The 18,256-nt window shown below is 44.4% G+C and carries 13 protein-coding genes; 9 read left to right on the top strand and 4 right to left on the bottom strand.

Annotation, left to right across the window (positions count from 1 at the left end):
* Positions 1 to 87 precede the first annotated feature (87 nt).
* From PQ469_RS01165 to PQ469_RS01145, 5 genes are all read left to right on the top strand, one after another.
* Positions 88 to 1,806 (top strand): ribulokinase, encoded by a 1,719-nt coding sequence (locus tag PQ469_RS01165; RefSeq protein ID WP_274211349.1) that lies wholly within the window; start codon positions 88 to 90, stop codon positions 1,804 to 1,806.
* Positions 1,803 to 2,501, top strand: a complete 699-nt coding sequence (locus PQ469_RS01160; RefSeq protein ID WP_274211348.1) for an L-ribulose-5-phosphate 4-epimerase — start codon at positions 1,803 to 1,805, stop codon at positions 2,499 to 2,501. Before PQ469_RS01165 ends, PQ469_RS01160 begins: the two co-directional genes overlap by 4 nt.
* A gap of 2 nt (positions 2,502 to 2,503) precedes the next feature.
* Positions 2,504 to 3,871, top strand: a complete 1,368-nt coding sequence (locus tag PQ469_RS01155; RefSeq protein WP_274211347.1) for a glycoside hydrolase family 27 protein — start codon at positions 2,504 to 2,506, stop codon at positions 3,869 to 3,871.
* A 156-nt stretch (positions 3,872 to 4,027) separates the two neighbouring features.
* A complete protein-coding gene (araA, locus tag PQ469_RS01150) occupies positions 4,028 to 5,518 on the top strand; it encodes an L-arabinose isomerase (RefSeq protein WP_274211346.1) in 1,491 nt (496 codons plus the stop codon).
* 735 nt (positions 5,519 to 6,253) lie between these two features.
* Positions 6,254 to 7,960 carry a sodium:solute symporter family transporter gene (locus tag PQ469_RS01145; protein WP_274211345.1) on the top strand — a complete coding sequence of 569 codons (1,707 nt, stop codon included), beginning with the start codon at positions 6,254 to 6,256 and terminating at the stop codon, positions 7,958 to 7,960.
* A 209-nt stretch (positions 7,961 to 8,169) separates the two neighbouring features.
* Here the strand turns inward: PQ469_RS01145 and PQ469_RS01140 are convergent, their stop codons facing one another.
* Positions 8,170 to 10,104, bottom strand: a complete 1,935-nt coding sequence (locus PQ469_RS01140; protein ID WP_274211344.1) for a PAS domain-containing protein — start codon at positions 10,102 to 10,104, stop codon at positions 8,170 to 8,172.
* A 124-nt stretch (positions 10,105 to 10,228) separates the two neighbouring features.
* Between PQ469_RS01140 and PQ469_RS01135 the strand changes: the two genes are divergently transcribed.
* Positions 10,229 to 10,354, top strand: a complete 126-nt coding sequence (locus PQ469_RS01135) for a hypothetical protein (RefSeq protein WP_274211343.1) — start codon at positions 10,229 to 10,231, stop codon at positions 10,352 to 10,354.
* 300 nt (positions 10,355 to 10,654) lie between these two features.
* Positions 10,655 to 11,182 (top strand): hypothetical protein, encoded by a 528-nt coding sequence (locus PQ469_RS01130; protein WP_274211342.1) that lies wholly within the window; start codon positions 10,655 to 10,657, stop codon positions 11,180 to 11,182.
* A 17-nt stretch (positions 11,183 to 11,199) separates the two neighbouring features.
* Here PQ469_RS01130 and PQ469_RS01125 read toward each other — a convergent pair whose 3' ends face one another.
* Complete coding sequence (locus PQ469_RS01125; protein WP_274211341.1) at positions 11,200 to 11,601, bottom strand: hypothetical protein; 402 nt, start codon at positions 11,599 to 11,601, stop codon at positions 11,200 to 11,202.
* Between the two features lie 93 nt (positions 11,602 to 11,694).
* The gene (locus tag PQ469_RS01120) at positions 11,695 to 12,249 is read right to left on the bottom strand and encodes an alpha-ketoglutarate-dependent dioxygenase AlkB (protein ID WP_274211340.1); all 555 of its coding nucleotides are present in this window, start codon (positions 12,247 to 12,249) and stop codon (positions 11,695 to 11,697) included.
* A gap of 214 nt (positions 12,250 to 12,463) precedes the next feature.
* On the opposite strand from PQ469_RS01120, the gene PQ469_RS01115 reads away from it, so the two are divergent.
* Positions 12,464 to 14,935: a TonB-dependent receptor gene (locus tag PQ469_RS01115; protein WP_274211339.1), complete on the top strand. Its 2,472-nt coding sequence runs from the start codon at positions 12,464 to 12,466 to the stop codon at positions 14,933 to 14,935.
* 102 nt (positions 14,936 to 15,037) lie between these two features.
* On the opposite strand, the gene PQ469_RS01110 is transcribed toward PQ469_RS01115, so the two are convergent.
* On the bottom strand, positions 15,038 to 15,229 hold the full coding sequence (locus PQ469_RS01110; RefSeq protein ID WP_090640963.1) for a hypothetical protein: 192 nt from the start codon (positions 15,227 to 15,229) through the stop codon (positions 15,038 to 15,040).
* Positions 15,230 to 15,439: 210 nt separating this feature from the next.
* Between PQ469_RS01110 and PQ469_RS01105 the strand changes: the two genes are divergently transcribed.
* Entirely contained in the window at positions 15,440 to 18,112 is a 2,673-nt protein-coding gene (locus tag PQ469_RS01105) for a PAS domain-containing sensor histidine kinase (protein WP_274211338.1), read from the top strand.
* Positions 18,113 to 18,256: the final 144 nt, after the last annotated feature.

Here is an 18,256-nt window from a genome sequence, read left to right as displayed (position 1 = left end):
GTTTCAGTAACAATTTAAATGTTTTTTAATAAAAATTTTTTATTGTAAAAAAATAAGTGTTACTTCAACACGAATTATTTAACCAATATGAGAGAAGACCAATTTGTGATTGGAGTGGACTATGGTTCCGACTCCGTTCGCTCCGTGTTAATCAACGCGCACAACGGCGAAGAAATAGCCTCATCTGTATTCAATTACCCGCGCTGGCAGCAAGGTTTATTTTGCAAACCAGCCGAAAACCAGTTCAGGCAACACCCTCTTGACTATATAGAAGGATTAGAAACTACTATAAAAGATTGTATTGCAAAGGCAGGCGGCGCCGAGGTAGCCAAAGCAGTGAAAGGTTTATCGGTAGATACTACAGGATCAACCCCTATTGCTGTTGATAAAACAGGTACGCCATTAGCTTTAACCACGGGTTTCGAGCAAAACCCCAACGCCATGTTCATTTTATGGAAAGACCATACTTCGGTATTGGAAGCCGCCCAGATAAACGAACATGCTACAAAATTCGATACCAATTATTTAAAATATGTTGGCGGCATCTACTCATCCGAGTGGTTTTGGGCCAAATTGCTGCATATTGTAAGGGTTGATGCCCAGGTACACGAAGCCCTGCACTCCTGGGTAGAGCATTGCGACTGGATCCCATTCTTGTTAACCGGAGGTACCGATGTTAAAGAAATTAAGCGCGGCCGCTGCTCTGCCGGCCATAAAGCTTTATGGGCCGAGGAGTTTGGCGGTTTGCCGCCTGACGAATTTTTCTCGTCGCTTGATCCGCTATTGACGGGCATTACCGATAAACTATTTAAAGATACCTACACCGCCGACGAAGCCGCAGGAACACTGAGCGCAGAATGGGCCGAAAAATTGGGCTTATCTACCGATGTTATCGTCGGCACCGGCGCTTTTGATGCGCACATGGGCGCGGTGGGCGGCCAGATTGAGCCATACCATTTAAGTAAAGTAATGGGTACATCCACCTGCGATATTTTGGTTGCGCCATCTGTTGAGGTTGAAGGCAAACTGGTAGCCGGTATTTGCGGACAGGTAAATGGCTCGGTTATACCTGGGATGACAGGGTTAGAAGCTGGTCAGTCGGCCTTTGGCGACACTTATGCCTGGTTTAAAAATGTGCTTTTATGGCCTTTAAATAACCTATTATCGCAGTCAGCCATTATTGATACAGCCACCGCCGAGGCGTTAAAAGCCGAAATGGCCGAGCTGATCATCCCTGAATTAAGCCGCCAGGCCGATTTGTTGCCTTTGGATTTTGATAACGAATTATCTATCGATTGGTTTAACGGCCGCCGTACACCGGATGCCAACCAGGAATTAAAAGGCGCAATAACCGGCTTAGGCCTGGGCAGCGATGCACCGCGCGTATTCCGCTCATTGGCCGAAGCTACCTGCTTTGGGGCTAAAAGCATTGTGGAGCGTTTTATCAGCGAGGGTATCCCGGTTAAAGGTATTATAGGGATCGGCGGTGTGGCCAAAAAATCGCCATTTGTGATGCAGATGATGGCCGATGTATTGGGTATGCCTATCCGCATTCACCAGTTTAAACATACCTGTGCACTGGGCGCGGCCATGTTTGCAGCTGTTGTTGCCGGCATTTATCCAACGGTTGAGGATGCCATGCAGGGTATGGGCCGCGGATTTGATGTAGAGTATTATCCGAATAAAGAAAAAGAGGCCTTATACCTGGCCCGTTACAATAAATACAAAACCTTGGGCAGTTTTATCGCGCAGCAAATAGCTGCAAAAGCCACCCAGGGCGTTAAAGATAATTCTGTTTTGGCATGAGTAAGTATCAACACATAAAACAAGCGGCTTATGAAGCCAATATGCAGCTGCCCAAATTGGGGCTGGTGCTTTTCACCTTTGGCAACGTAAGCGCTGTGGATAGGGAACTGGGCGTTTTTGCTATAAAACCAAGCGGTGTGCCTTATGAAGATCTTTCGCCAGAGAAAATGGTGATCGTTGATTTTGATGGGGTTACTTTAGAGGGCGACCTGCGCCCGTCGTCGGATACCAAAACGCATGCGGTACTGTATAAACACTGGCCAAACATTGGGGGTATTGTACATACACACTCCACTTATGGCACTGCCTGGGCGCAATCACAGCGTGACATTCCTATCTTCGGCACCACACATGCCGACCACCTGACAGCCGATATCCCCTGCGCGCCGCCGATGAGCGATGAAATGATTGAGGGTGACTATGAACACCAAACTGGCTTCCAGATCATGGATCATTTTACAGCCGCTGGCCTGGATTATAACGAAGTAGAAATGGTGTTAGTAGGCAACCATGCGCCATTTACCTGGGGCAAAACAGCACATAAAGCCGTTTATAACAGCGCCGTTTTAGAAGCTGTTGCCCAAATGGCCTACTTAACCGAGCAAATTAATAACCAGGCCCCACGTTTAAAGGACTCGCTTATCAAAAAACATTTTGAGCGTAAACACGGACCAAACTCATACTACGGCCAATAATTATGAAATCATTACGCTATATCATTATACTGGCAGCCGGTCTGCTTGGAGCACAGGCATCATCGGCACAAACCGTTGCTGCTACGCCACCTATGGGTTGGAACAGCTATAACTGCTTCGGCTCGGCTGTGCATGAGGATGAAGTAAAGGCCAATACCGATTATATGGCCCAAAACCTGAAGCAACATGGCTGGGAGTACATTGTGGTCGATTTTTTATGGTCGTACGATAACCCGCCGGGCAGCAATATTGGTAACCCCTTTCAATTACGCTTGCAGGATGGCTCCTACGTGCCCTGGCTTACTATGGACAAATGGGGGCGTTTAACGCCACAGCCTACCAAATTCCCTTCGGCCTTTAGCGGCAATGGCTTTAAGCCTTTAAGCGATTACGTACACGCCAAAGGACTAAAATTTGGTATCCACGTAATGCGTGGTATCCCAAGACAAGCATACTGGTCAAAATCACCTGTTAAAGGCACCAACGGTATCACTGCCGATATGGTGGCCGATACCAACAGCAAATGCCCCTGGATGAACCACATGTACGGACTGGACATGAAAAAGCCCGGTGCCCAGGAATATCTTAACTCTATTTTAGAATTATATGCCTCATGGGGCGTAGATTTTATTAAAGTAGATGACTTATCGCGCCCTTATAGTAATGCCGAGGTGGAAGGCTACCAAAAAGCCATCCAAAATTGTGGCAGGCCTATAGTATTAAGCCTTTCGCCAGGCGAAACTCCGGTTGCCCAGGCGGCACACGCAACCAAATACGCCAATATGTGGCGCATGGCAGATGATTTTTGGGATAACTGGAAAGAGATACTGCACATGTTTGATTATGCGAAAAGCTGGGAAGGCGTAAGCGGCCCCGGTCATTGGCCCGATTGCGATATGATACAAATTGGCAAGCTAAGTAAACGCGGCCCTGTTGGGCAGGAGCGCTACAGCCGCTTTACCCAGGATGAAGAAATTACCCACATGACCTTTTGGAGCATTTTCCGCTCGCCTTTAATGATTGGCGGCAACATGCCCGAGAACCGGGAATTTGAACTGAAGCTATTTACCAACGATGAGGTTTTGGCAGCCAACCAAAAAGGGGCCAATCCCAAACAGTTGTATAAAAAAGATGGCGCCATGGTTTGGTATTCCACCATCCCCGGCAGCAAAGATGTTTACGTGGCCCTGTTTAACATTGGCGATGTAAATAAAGGCGTTGCGGTTGATTTTGCTGCACTGGGCCTTAAAGGCAAAGTAAAGGTGCGCGATCTGTGGAAAAAACAGGATGTTGGCCAGTTTAATAAAACTTACCAGCAAAACATTAACCTGCACGGCGCGACGTTATTAAGGTTATCGCCGGCAAAATAATAATTATTGAATTATTGATTGACTGAATTATTGAATATAAAACCATTAACAAGCATGTATCGCGATTTTAATTTTTAATTCAATAGTTAATCAAGCAGTAATTTAATAATACAATGACTCAATAATTCATTAATTCAATAAATCACTAATTATAAAATGATCGATCTTAAAAAATTTGAAGTTTGGTTTATTACAGGAAGCCAAAACTTATACGGGGAAGAAACGCTGAAAAAAGTTGCCGAACATTCGCAGGAAATAGCTGCAGGCATTGATGCTGCCGGCAACATCCCCGTTCGCGTGGTATATAAACCTGTGGTAAAATCGACTGAAGAAATTTATGAAACCCTGCAGGCTGCTAACGTGGCCGAAAACTGTATCGGTATCATTACCTGGATGCACACATTTAGCCCGGCCAAAATGTGGATCCGCGGGTTAAGCATTCTTAAAAAACCGATGCTGCACCTGCATACCCAATATAACCGCGATATTCCATGGAGCTCGATAGACATGGATTTCATGAACCTGAACCAGAGCGCCCATGGCGACCGCGAGTTTGGTTTCATGGTATCGCGTATGCGCATGAACCGTAAGGTAGTTGTTGGCCACTGGCAAGATCCTGAGGCTTTGGCCCAGATTGAAACCTGGACCCGCGCTGCTGCCGGCTGGTACGACTGGCAAGGCGCCAAATTTGTACGCTTTGGCGATAACATGCGCTTTGTAGCCGTTACCGATGGCGATAAAGTGGAGGCTGAATTAAAATTCGGCCTCTCGGTAAATACTTATGGTATCGGCGACCTGGTTGCGGTGATTAACGCGATAAGCGAAGAATCGGTTAGCGAACTGATAGAAGAATATGAGGCTACCTACACCATGGCCGATGACCTTAAAAAAGGCGGCGCTAAACATCATTCGGTATATGATGCTGCTAAAATTGAGTTGGGCTTACGCAAATTTTTGGTCGACGGAGGCTTTAAAGGCTTCTCGGATACGTTTGAAGACCTGCACGGCATGATCCAGCTGCCAGGTATTGCTGCCCAGCGCCTGATGGCCGATGGCTTTGGCTTTGCCGGCGAAGGCGATTGGAAAACTGCTGCTCTGGTACGCGCATTTAAAGTGATGGGCGCCGGCCTGCCGGGCGGTAACGCTTTCATGGAAGATTATACCTATCACTTTGACCCTAACAATGCTTTGGTATTAGGATCGCACATGCTGGAAGTGGATGCTTCATTGGCAAACGGCCAGGCCGCTTTAGAGGTTCACCCATTAGGTATTGGCGGCAAGGCCGATCCTGCGCGTTTGGTATTTAACGTGGCCGGCGGCGCAGCGCTTAACGCGTCAATTGTGGATATGGGCAACCGTTTCCGCCTGCTGGTGAACGAGGTTGAAGCCGTTGAACCGGTTGAAGACCTGCCAAACCTGCCTGTAGCCCGTGTACTTTGGAAACCACTGCCCGACATGAAAACCGGCTGTGCAGCCTGGATTTACGGCGGCGGCGCTCACCATACCGCTTACAGCCAGAATTTAACAGCCGAGCATATGCAGGATTTTGCTGATATGGCGGGCATTGAATTTTTAAGGATTGGCAAGGACACAACCATACCACAATTCAGGAATGAGATTTTGTGGAACGAGGTTGCTTATAAATAGGAAGAAGAAGCCCCCTCTAAATCTCCCCCTGAAAGGGGAGACTTTTGATTCGCAGGATTGCTCTTTTTAGTTCCCCTCTTGAGAGGGGGTGGGATGGAAAAGTGTGGGAGCAGGGGTGTGTTATACGAGCGATAAAACGAATGATGTCATTGCGAGGACATATCAGGATGATCCTGAAAAAAAAGGGACGACATGTCGGCTTTAGAGCCTCACAACAACCATGTCATTGCGAGCGTAGCGCGGCAATCGCGAACTATGCAGATCCGCTGTGCATGCAACGAGGTTGCCGCGCTACGCTCGCAATGACATATTTATAACGAAGTTTCCGCGTTAGGGATAGCAGCGGATACCGGCCCGTGATTAAGGCCTGTGCAGTATGAGCGGATAGCCCGGGCCAAAGGCAACGCCCGGGGAAAGAGTCAAGAAATTAGAATCAAGAGTTAAGACTTTTGAGGATTGGTGGATAACGACGGAAGAAATAAATACATAAAACTATGTCATTGCGAGCGCAGCGCGGCAATCGCGAACTGTGCAGAGCCGCTGTGCATACTACGAGGTTGCCACGCTGCGCTCGCAATGACAAATGTTTTAGCAATGACAAGTGTTTTAATAACATGCGTATTAATTGAAATAAATACAATCAAACACACAACCCAAGATGGGATTCCGGTCGTGCGTTTTTAAATAACAGCAAAAGAGAGAACGAATACAATAAAACTAATTTAAACCCAATTTATGAACAAATTTTCAACCATTGATTACGTCATATTCGTGATCTATTTTATTGTGGTATCCAGTTATGGTTACTGGGTGTACAGCCGCAAAAAAAAGGCCAGCATATCGGCGAGTCATGATTTCTTTTTGGCCGAGGGTTCGCTTACCTGGTGGGCCATCGGAGCCTCGCTTATTGCATCCAACATTTCGGCCGAGCAATTTATCGGCACCAGCGGACAAGGTTTCGCGGTTGGTTTAGCTGTGGCAGCTTACGAGTGGGTGGCAGCAATAGCGCTCATTATAGTAGCCGTATGGTTTATCCCGGTATACCTGAAGAACAAGATTTTCACGATGCCGCAGTTTTTACATACGCGGTATAACGAAACGGTGAGCTTTATTATGGCCATCTTCTGGCTGTTTTTATACGTGTTTGTTAACCTTACCAGTATATTATACCTGGGCGCACTGGCCATTAATAACCTGATAGGCGGCGACATCAGCTCGATGCACAACATCATCATTGCGCTGGCTGTGTTTGCCTTATTCATCACCCTTGGCGGTATGAAGGTTATTGGCTTTACCGATGTAATACAGGTATTGGTGCTTGTAATAGGCGGCCTGGCTACTACTTACATAGCTTTAACGCTGGTGAGCGAGCATTTTGGTTTAGGCAAAGATGCTATAGCCGGTTTAAAAATGATGTTCAAGGATTCGCCGGAGCATTTTAAAATGATGATGGCTAAACCAAAGCCAGGAGCGCCACAGGCCGAAATTACCAAATACCTGGCGCTGCCGGGCATTGCCATGTACTTTGCAGGCCAATGGATTGTGAACCTGAACTATTGGGGTTGTAACCAGTACATTACCCAACGCGCTTTGGGCTCGGATATAAAAACCGCACGTACAGGCATCCTGTTTGCCGGTTTGATGAAACTGGCTATGCCTATCATCGTGGTAATACCGGGTATTGCGGCTTATGTATTATACAAAAATGGTGGCTTGCAACACGAAATGGCATCGGGCGGGCATTTCAATTCGGATAATGCGTACTCGGCTATATTGGGCTTTTTGCCTACCGGGCTTAAAGGACTTTCGGTTGCGGCGCTTACGGCGGCTATCGTTGCTTCACTGGCCGGTAAAGCCAACAGTATATCTACCATTTTTACGCTGGATATTTACAAGAAGCACATGGTTAAGGATGCCGACGAGAAAAAGATGGTTTGGGTAGGCAAGCTCACTATTTTAGCCGCTTTGGTGTTCTCCATCATCCTTACCTGGAAAGATCTTTTAGGCATTGGCGGCGAAGGTGGTTTTACCTTTATCCAAAAATACACCGGCTTTATCAGCCCGGGTATCTTCGCCATATTCATTTTGGGTTTCTTCTGGAAACGTACTACTGGTGCGGCAGCTATTGCGGGTATCCTGACAGGTTTTGCTATGTCGGTACTGTTTAATAACTATGCGCCGGCTTTGTTTGGTCACGAAACGTTCCTGTACACCGCCTTCCCTAATGGCAAAGGTGGCTGGGAAATTCCATTCCTGATTTGTATGGGCTTATCGTTCATGTTTACCATTATTGTGATGGTTATCATCAGCCTGGCCGGACCTAAAATAAACCCTAAAGCTTTTGATATTCCGCGTGCCATGTTTAAGGTTGATAAACAAACCCTGGCATTAATTATAGTTACGCTGTTATTACTTACCATGCTTTATGCCAAGTTCTGGTAGTGTTAAGTCAACAGTACTAAGTCGTAAGTCTAAAGTTGAATTTTTTTTGGCTTAGAACTTAAGACTTTGGGCTAAAGACTATCCGTCAATTTATCGTTGACGCGACAGTAATACAAAAACTTTGTTATAGGTTTCGTTGATTGAATCCCCGCGGCTTAATTGCCGGGGGATTTTTTATTGCATAAAGGCCCCGGGCCTGTTATAATCTGTTACGATAAATCAACAGCATCATTAATTTTGTTGTGAATCAGGTGAACGATGCCGTCCATCTCGTTGATAGTAACTTTCAGCAATTCAAATGCTTCTTCTTTCTCGTCATTACTGTCGGCTATATCTACCAGGTACATCAGCCCCAGCATGGTAGCAACCGGTCGCCTTATCTCATGCGAGCTTAGCCAGGCCACCTCTTTTAAAAATTCATTCTGCCGTTTATTTTCCTGGATAGATTGTTTTAAATCGTTAATATCCTTAATAACGCCTATCAGCCTTACAGGTTCCTTTTGTTCGTTATAAATAAAGTATCCCTGGTCCATAATATACTTATATATGCCATTGCCGCAATTTATACGGTACTCGCAAGCCCAGTTGGTTTTACCTTCGTTTTTAATTTTTTGCTGGCTTGTTACTACTTCGGCAACATCATCGGGATGGATCAAACTGCGCCACCACTCCAGGTTATAGGTTATTTGCTCATAAGAAACATCAATAAGCTGGGTTAGGCTGGCATTGTAAACAATGGTGTCGGCAGGTATATTTAAATCATAAATCACATCTTTGGTAGCCTGCGCCAACAGTTCATACCGCTCTACGGCTTCTTTAAGCTTAATATCTTTCAATTTATTTTCGGTTATGTCCGAAAAATAAACTGCCACGCCGTCATCCGTTGGGTAGGCGGCCAGCCTGATCCATTTGTTTAGCACCATCGAATACTCTTCCATCCGTACAATTACACGCTCTTCCAGCGCTTTTTGATAATAAGGATACATACGGTTCCTCTCTTTGGGGAACAGCGTAAAAATACTTTCGCCAACAATTTTGGTAAATCTCCCGTTAACAATGTCTTCAAAAGCCTGGTTAATACGGGTAATGCACATGTTATAGTCTAACGCAAAAAAGGCATCACTAATACTGTTCAGGGTATTTTCAAGGTTGCTTAAATGCCTGTTTTTTTCAACCTCCAGCTCCTTAAGTTCGGTAATGTCCTGCATCGAACCAATTACTTTCAGTGTCATGCCCGGTACGCTTTCTAAACGGGCCAATTGCCGCATATACCGGGTTTCGCCGTTTAGCACTTTGGTGCGGTGAGTAACATCCAGGGTTTTGCCATTGGTCATTAAATCGTTAAGCCCGGCAATCATCATCGGCCTGTCTTCCGGAAAAATATGCTCCAGGTAAATATCAAAGGGTTCCCGCTCATCATCCTTACTAATACCGGTAAGTGCGTACAACTCATCCGACCATAGCAGCTTACGGGTATCAGGAAAGTATTCCCAGCCGCCCACTTTTGATATCAGCTGCGTTTCTCTTAAATTTCGTTTCTTGTTTAAAATCTCCTGGTTTATTTTCTCCAACCGCTGCTCAAATAATAGCTGTTCGGTCATGTCCCGTACCATCACCAGCACATTTGGGCTGTTGTTGAAAGTTATTTTATGCGATGTAATACTTACCTGTATAACACTCCCATCCTTTTTAATATGCCGCCAGGTGCCGCTTAAATTCAGGTTAGGCGATAAGTTTCTGGCCGATTCAATAGCCTTTTCAGCATCTTCGGGCGGGCTGATGTCCAGGATGCTTTTTGTTAAAAACTCGGCCCTGGTGTAGCCGTATGTGCTAACGGCGGCATCATTAACCGAAACTATATTAAGAGCCTCGTCATATATCCACATAGGCACCGGGTTAGCCTCGTACATATTGCGATACTGGCTTTCCCGTTGCAGAAGTTGCTTGTCGTTCCTTTTTATCAGGTAGTATAAAAACAAACCGCTGGCAAGTACAAAAAAATACCCCTTGGCGCTGCTAATAAGTAAAACCTGTTCGCGGGTAAAATTATCCTGCAGTTGGAAAAGCAAACGATCGCCAAAAGTGATCCAGAGCAAACTGATAATGATGTAAATAAGGGCTATCCGTAAAGCTCCGTGCCGCATTAGCTTCGGGTTAAATTATTTAATTAAATTAAACGTTTAAATACAATATTGGTTACAATAAATATCTATACGTGTATGCTGTCAATGTAATGAATATATATCTTCAAACATCAAAAGCTTGCAAATGCAAAGGGAATGTGACAATTGGATGCGGGTGTTCGATCCTTTTATGCCGTTGCCTGCGGCCCGCGCTATCTGCTCATACGGCACAGGCATTAGGCGCGAGGCCGGTATCCGCGCCTATCGCTAACGGGGGAGGGTAGCGAGCTGTACCCGGTTTTATCAATTGTTTTAGATATCTTTAGAAACGAGAACTATTTGTTTAATTGAAAACCTATTCCAATTTATAGCGATTAGGAGGGCTTTAGCAACCAATAACGTTTTTTCACAAAAACTTTATGTTTGGTGCCCAAAAGAACAAATGGGGACTCCAGGAAAAAACCTCCTTAAGAATTTATGCTAAACGCTAATCATAATAGCGACATTAACAATTACAATGCTTACAAATCGCTATAAACTTAATTTATTAAACTTTATACTGCGGCCGCGCATGTTTATCAAGGTTGCCGACGAAAACAGCATAGTAAGTTTTATTGAAGGTTACGAATTTGGTCAAAATTTGGAATGTGATTTCACCGAACAATTGAAAAAACATTTGATAAATAATTTTAAAATAACCTATAGCAACGATGGATGGCCTGGGCAGATTACACGTTACTCGAAAAAGAAGTCAATTTCGTGGGTAACCACTTTTAGACAGTTTGGGCTTGAAATATTAACTTCTGACGAAAATGGTGGGTTAACCGAAGAAATGCAGGAATTAATTAAAATGAGGATCCAAAACTTAATCAAAAACATAGGCTGCGAAAACCCTTGGTTTAAAGAAGAGTGGGCTAACGAATGCATTGCATTATTTGCAATAAAAAGTACATGGTTTAAAAATTTATGGAACAAGTGGGAATATGCCGCATTAAAATCAATCCTTAGGGTGATTAAACAAGGACAAGCTTTTGAAGGGCTGTTTTTTAAGCCAACAAAAGCCCTTTTAGATTTAAAGACTAAATTTACCGGCGACTGAACTTCTGTGGAAATCTATCAAACCCGAACACCGTAATCCAATTCAATATTAACTTCAAAAGTAACGTTTGTTGCCCCATCAATCGTTGGCACAGCAACCATTAGTATCGGAGATTCCAATCCGGGTATATCCTCAACAACAGCCCAGCCATCCGCCGCCCATACCGCTATTTTAGTTAACATTTGAGTTGGGAAATAATATTGGGCAGTAGCATAGTAAGCCGTATCTTTTATTTTTAAAGTGATAAAAGGATCAACCATATCGGCAGTCGCATTCGTAGTGCTAATAACCGGGCGCTGATAACATTGCTGGTCGTCGATTCCGCCCTCGTTAAATGTATTTATCCAAATGGGATATTGGAGGTAATCGTTAATAGTAATAATTTCCTCCAGTTTTGCGGAACCAGTGATGTAACTCATGGCACAAAAATAGATAAATAGTTTTTCTTATTGCGCAATGGTGCCAACACCAATGGAGCCATGCACTAAAACAAAGTTTCCTTGATCTCAAACCTACATAACGACGCTCTCCGTTAACCTTCTAAATGTGAGACTTATCCTCTCACTTTGCGAATTATTTTTATCGGGCAACACGGCATGCAACCAATGCTTTTGTATCTCTTGGGACATATAAAACAAGGTACCGGCGTCCAGCGTAAAATCAATTTCCTTGCCTTTGTCGATTTTATTTCTGAAGCGAATAATGCGGGGGTCGCCAAGCGACACTATGGCTATTCCGGTGCCATGGACCAGTTGGTCAACCTGATCGGAATGAAAACCCATTTTTGAATCGCCATTTACGTAGTAATTAATCAGGCAATTGTTCGGGAAAAATCCGATTTGGTCATGTACAAAATCCATTAGCGGATGCAAATAGCGGGGCATGGCACAAAATTGATATTCCTGTCCCGAATAATTATAGGGAACGCCATAACTAACCGTCTTCCGCGAAACCATTGAATTGTCCCAAACCGTATTAAGCTTAATCATCTCAAAAAGCTGATTGTCGAGAGATGGTATTTTCACCATCATAATCTCATTTGCCAGCTCCTTCATTCCATTTTCCATGTCAATTGTTTGATTATTAAAAGTAGTTAAATAAAGAATATTTAACATAACAGGTTAACCGAAATTATCGACCAATCGCCCATTTGTGCCGATGAAGCGCTACCCGCTATACTAAAACATCCCTCCGTCCCGGTGATTTGCCCCGTGGTCGATTATTTCTTTATGCCCGTCTATCGCGTTTTACCAAACGGTTGTATTGGTTTTTATTTGGTGCATGAAACTAAAAGTACAATTCCTGCTGTTGTTCCTTTTACCATTCACCATGGTAAAGGCCGCTAATATAATTACCGATGCCGGCACCGGTATTACCGGAACTGTTATCGATTCGGTGAGCCAGAAACCCGTGGATTATGCTACCGTATCTGTTTTTGACCAGGCGAGCAATAAGGTTGTAAACGGCACAATAACTGCCACCGACGGCAAATTTACCATCGACAAATTACCGGCCGGCACTTACCGCTTAAGGATAAATTTTTTGGGCTATGCCAATAAAACAATCGCTAATATTAAAGTTGATGGGGGGATGCTTAAACTGGGTCGCATATTGCTTAGCCCCGATAGTAAGTTGCTGAAAGAAGTACAGGTTACCGGCAAAAAAGCATTAATTGAAGAAAAAATAGACCGCACCGTATACAATGCCGAAAATGACCTGACTGCCCGCGGCGGCGATGCCACAGATGTAATGAAACGCGTACCCATGGTATCGGTTGACCTTGACGGTAATGTGAGCGTGCGTGGCAGCGCAAACATTAAAGTGCTTATCAATGGCAAACCCTCGGCTATGGCTTCGGCAAGCGTATCTGACGCGTTAAAGCAAATCCCTGCCGATTTGATTAAAAGCGTGGAGGTGATCACTTCGCCATCGGCTAAATACGATGCAGAAGGATCGGGCGGAATCATCAACATCATCCTGAAACAAAATACGTTGCAGGGGCTTACGCTAAACTTAAACTCGGCAGCCGGCACACGCGGCGCCGACCTGGGCCTTAACGGCGGCTACAAAACAGGTAAGCTCACTTTTTCGTTGGGTGGTTTTGGCCGTACAGGCTACAATATCCCCGGCGAGTTTAACAATAGCCAAACCATAACCAGCCTTACCACGGGCGATGCCCTGCTCACCACACAATCGGCCAATACGCATAATAAATTTTTGTTTGCCCGTTACAACGCGGGGGTTGATTATGATATTAACGAGCACAATTCACTTAGCCTTGGCGTGGTATTTGGCGCTAACAACCACCCAACTGTACAGGATAACTTTTTGACCAATAGCTATCTGAATGACGTACTTACCGGTTTGTCCCTACAAAAAAACAATATCACCAACAACTCCACTTCGGTTGATGCTACGTTAACCTATACCCTCACCGGCAAAAAGCCCGAGCGCGAATTCAGCTTCCTGACAGAGTACAGCCAGAATAACCGCCACAATAATTTTGAAAGTATTTTTCTTGATCAAAGCGATGGATCGTCAATTGGCGGATTAAAAAATAATAACAACAGCGTTAATAAGGAGCTTACCCTGGAGGCCGATTACCAAACACCGCTTGCCAAAAACCAGCTGCTGGAATTTGGCGCCAAGGATATTATCAGAACAGTAACCAGCGATTACACGTACCTGTCGGCAGCCGACGGCTCACTAAATTATCAGCCGGTATCGTCGGCCAGCCTGTCAAACGCGTTTAACTACAAGCAAAATGTGGCATCGGGATACGTGTCATTTACCTTTAACCCTTTTAAAAATTACACCATTAAAGCAGGTACCCGGTACGAGTATACCTCCATCAGCGCCGATTTCCTGAGCGGGCAGGCAGTTACCATTCCTAACTATGGCATATTGGTACCCAGCCTCAACATCAGCAAAAAGTTTGATAATGGCGATATGATTAAACTGGGCTACAACCGCCGCATACAGCGCCCCTCTATCGAGTTTTTAAACCCCAATATCCAGGCATCCAACCCACTGAATATAACCAGCGGTAACCCTGGCCTGCAGCCCGAGTTTACCAACAATTTTGAACTGGCCTACAGCACCAATATTAAAAGCAACCATTTCAATATTTCGGCATTTATGCGCAATACCAACGATGCTATCCAAACCATCCGGACAAGCAGCGGCGATACCATAAAAACCAGCTATCAAAATTTGGGCAAGCAAAATGCCTATGGTATGAGCCTATCGGCCAACCTTACCCTCACCAGCAAGCTAAGCCTTAATGGCGGCCTTGATATGTATTACCTTGATTTGGATAACCAGGACCCCGATCCGCTTTTCCGGGCATCCAACCATGGCTGGGTGGCCAACTACCGCATATTTGGCAGCTATGACCTGTCAGACAAGTACTCGGTACAGGCATTTGCCTTCCACCGTTCGCGCCAAATACAGCTACAGGGTTACCAGGGAAGTTTCGGAGTATATAATTTAAGTTTTAACAGGAAGTTTGCCAACAAAAAAGGCAGCATTGGCATTGGCGCAGATAACTTTCTGACTAACGGCTTCAGAATACCTACCGTTGTTAATTCGGGCAACATTAACCAGAATGCCGTAAACATAATGCACAACCGCAGCATCGAGGTAACGTTTACTTATAAATTTGGTGGCATGTCTGTTCAAAAGCCCAAAAAACCTAAAAAAACCATCAATAATGATGATTTAAAGGAAGGCAGCAGCAATAACAATAATTAATAAAAACCGCCCCCATTCAGGGTGCTATGCACTTGTGGCGGGCGGATAGCCTTCACCTTATCTTTTAATTTAAATCTTGCAGGGCAGGTTTGGATTTCAGGGTTAAGATTTACTTCTTTTTATATACTTCCTGTACAGGTATTCGGCATATCCCACGCTAATATAATCCGGAAATTTCCAGGTGGGGTAATATTTTCTTTGAATATATTTTACCCCGCTAAAAAACAGAATAGCCGCTATTAATAAAATACCTAAACCCAATAGTATGGCACCCAGTATTACAACAATATCCATAATTTAATCATTTTGGATTTGTACGCACCGCTTAAACAAAGGTTACATTTGTTTTAATAATTAATATTTGCCAACCCGGCCACTAATAATAATATAATAAACCTGTTTTATAAACACCTTCCTGTTATAACCCGGCTGGTTACTAAAATGCAAACAATAACAACAAGTTGCGTTTAACCTGCGTAAAAAAGGGGAAGTTAATTACACCGGATGCCTGCCGAACAGCACTATTTAAACTTTGAGCAAATTGTTGACACCCTGAACAGGGGCGTATATGGCATTGATACCCAAGGCAATTGTATGTTTATTAACCAGGCGGCCACACAGATGCTTGGTTACCCGCGCGAGGCCTGCATTGGCAAAAACATGCATAGCCTTATCCATTATCGCGACATAAATGGTAACGTATACCCCGAAAGCGAATGCGCCATATGCACCGTAAATAAGGCCGTTAACGGACAGCACAATCTTGACCATGTTTACCGGAGGGCCGATGGATCGGCGTTCAATATCAGGCATTCCTCAAGTCCAATTATTGATAATGGCATTTTTAAAGGAATAGTTATTGCTTTTAGCGATATATCCGATCAAAAAAACAAGGAAGCAGCCTTAACCGAATCTGAAAAAAAATACAAGCTCCTTTTTGATAACAACCCATCGCCCATGTTTATCTGGGATTTTGAAACCCTGCAGATAGTGGATTGCAATGAAGAAGCATTGATAAAATATGGCTATAGCAGGGAGGAGTTTTTAAAGTTAAACATCAGGCAGGTACGCCCCCCGGAAGATATCGCCCTTATTAATGAAGCCACAAAAAGTGAAGCATCTTATGGCTCCATCCACAAAAAAAACTGGCGGCACCTTAAAAAAAACGGCGATCTGATACACGTTGAAGTTACCGGTCATGTCATTGAGTTTAATGGCCGCAAAGCTTCACTGGTACTCATAAATGATATAACAGAGAAGCTAAAAGCAGAAAACGAACTAAAAAACTCGGAAGAGAAGCTACGTATTGCTACAAAAATTGCCGGGTTAGGCTATTGGCAGGTACAATTGGATGGCAAAAACAGGTACTGGTCTGACGAGGTATATACCATTTGGGGGGCCGACAGGGATTCGTTCGCGGCCGATTACAGCCTGTTTTATAAAACCATTCACCCCGATGACAGGGAGCGGTTTGCCCGGGAGCAGGCCTTTGCCGTAAATAACGCCAGGGAAATAGATTTTGAATACCGTATTATTTTGCCCGATGGATCGATGAAATGGGTACATGAAATTGGCAAACTGGTTGCCGGTAACAGCAATCAGCCGGCAGTTTTCCGGGGAACGGTGCAGGATATTACGCCCCGGAAGCTTTTATCGTTATCGCTGGAAGAAATTAACCTGCGCTATAATTATGTAACCAAGGCAACTTCAGATGCTATTTGGGATTGGGATTTAACAAATGACAACTTGTACTGGGGCGAGGGCTTCGAAATTATTTTTGGATATAACAGCGAAAGCATTCAGCGCAACATCAGTTCATGGACAAACCATATACATCCCGAAGATATAGATCAATTAATAAAAGGCATTTACGCCGTAATTGACGGAACCGAAACCAAATGGAAAGACGAATACCGCTACCGGAAAGCCGATGGCACTTACGCTTATGTTGTTGACAGGGGATTTGTCATACGCAACGCAAAAGGTAAAGCCATAAGGATGGTAGGCGCTATGCATGATATTACCAAACGTAAAACAGAAGTGCACCATTTAAAACTAATCCAATCTGTAATAACGCACACTACCGATGCTGTTTTAATTACCGATGCCAACATGTTTGATGGATTGGGACCGCACATTGTTTATGTAAACGAAGCATTTACCAGGATGACGGGTTATAATGCCGATGAAGTAATGGGTAAAACGCCACTGATATTGCAAGGCCCAAAATCGGACGCGGCCGAATTGCGGCGGCTGGATATAGCATTGCGTAAAAGTAGACCATGCGAAATTACCACCATCAGCTACAAAAAAAACGGAGAAGAGTTTTGGGCAAACTTTTCTGTTAATCCGGTAATGGACGACAAGGGCATTTTAACGCATTATGTGGCCATTCAACGCGATGTTACCGAACAAAAAAAGGCAGAGCTGGAGCTTAAATTGTTTGCCGGCGATTTATATGAACGTAACAAGGAGCTTAACCAGTTTGGATACATTGTATCGCATAACCTGCGGTCGCCGGTGGCAAATATCATGGGGATAGCCAATTTATTGGAACTGGATAGCGACGACCCCGACACGGTAGCCAAATGTACACACGATTTAAAAATTGTAGTGAACAGGCTGGATAGCGTTATAAAAGACTTAAGCCAAATTGTATCCATCACCGATGGCTCGACAGCCCTTACCAAAGAAAAAATTGATTTAAACGCATTGATAGCCCAGGTAGTTACCGACCTTGAAGATGTTATATACCATACGGAGGTTGAGGTTACTATACACGGCGGCTCGCATATCATTTACTCGCATAAGGCTTATTTGTACAGTGTATTTTATAACCTGGTGAGCAACGCCATCAAATACCGATCAAACAATTCGCCACGCGTAACTATCACTATTGCTGATGATGTTACAGGTACCATAGTTACCGTAGAAGATAACGGCATAGGCATTGATTTAATAAAACACCGGGACAGTATTTTTAAACCCTATAAAAGGTTCAATTTAAATATTGAAGGTAAGGGACTGGGCCTATTTTTGGTCAAAAGCCATATCGAGGCGCTCGGCGGCTATATTACCATCGATAGCGAGGAAGGCCGCGGATCTGTCTTTACTATAGACCTGCCCGCATCAAGCCATTTAGCGCCCGAAGCCGTCCAGGTCTCCGAATACCGTTAACAGCAATACCCAATCGCTTGTACCGTGTATCAAAATTTAGCAGGAAATGCCTAATTCCCCTGTCAATCCTGGGTAATAAAATCCGCGGATTCAGAAGGGGGATGACGTACGTCGGCGAGTCGACTCACCCCGACGAGGCTCCGC

The organism is Mucilaginibacter sp. KACC 22773, from assembly GCF_028736215.1.
Lineage (GTDB): Bacteria > Bacteroidota > Bacteroidia > Sphingobacteriales > Sphingobacteriaceae > Mucilaginibacter.
The sequence above is the reverse complement of the archived record's forward strand: the minus strand, read 5'-3'. Positions and strand labels throughout refer to the sequence as shown.

Coding starts and splice junctions, on each gene's coding strand:
- PQ469_RS01165 (WP_274211349.1), top strand. CDS start 88: ATGAGAGAAGACCAATTTGTGATTGGAGTGGACTATGGTTCCGACTCC.
- PQ469_RS01160 (WP_274211348.1), top strand. CDS start 1,803: ATGAGTAAGTATCAACACATAAAACAAGCGGCTTATGAAGCCAATATG.
- PQ469_RS01155 (WP_274211347.1), top strand. CDS start 2,504: ATGAAATCATTACGCTATATCATTATACTGGCAGCCGGTCTGCTTGGA.
- araA (WP_274211346.1), top strand. CDS start 4,028: ATGATCGATCTTAAAAAATTTGAAGTTTGGTTTATTACAGGAAGCCAA.
- PQ469_RS01145 (WP_274211345.1), top strand. CDS start 6,254: ATGAACAAATTTTCAACCATTGATTACGTCATATTCGTGATCTATTTT.
- PQ469_RS01140 (WP_274211344.1), bottom strand. CDS start 10,104: ATGCGGCACGGAGCTTTACGGATAGCCCTTATTTACATCATTATCAGT.
- PQ469_RS01135 (WP_274211343.1), top strand. CDS start 10,229: ATGCAAAGGGAATGTGACAATTGGATGCGGGTGTTCGATCCTTTTATG.
- PQ469_RS01130 (WP_274211342.1), top strand. CDS start 10,655: ATGTTTATCAAGGTTGCCGACGAAAACAGCATAGTAAGTTTTATTGAA.
- PQ469_RS01125 (WP_274211341.1), bottom strand. CDS start 11,601: ATGAGTTACATCACTGGTTCCGCAAAACTGGAGGAAATTATTACTATT.
- PQ469_RS01120 (WP_274211340.1), bottom strand. CDS start 12,249: ATGGAAAATGGAATGAAGGAGCTGGCAAATGAGATTATGATGGTGAAA.
- PQ469_RS01115 (WP_274211339.1), top strand. CDS start 12,464: ATGAAACTAAAAGTACAATTCCTGCTGTTGTTCCTTTTACCATTCACC.
- PQ469_RS01110 (WP_090640963.1), bottom strand. CDS start 15,229: ATGGATATTGTTGTAATACTGGGTGCCATACTATTGGGTTTAGGTATT.
- PQ469_RS01105 (WP_274211338.1), top strand. CDS start 15,440: ATGCCTGCCGAACAGCACTATTTAAACTTTGAGCAAATTGTTGACACC.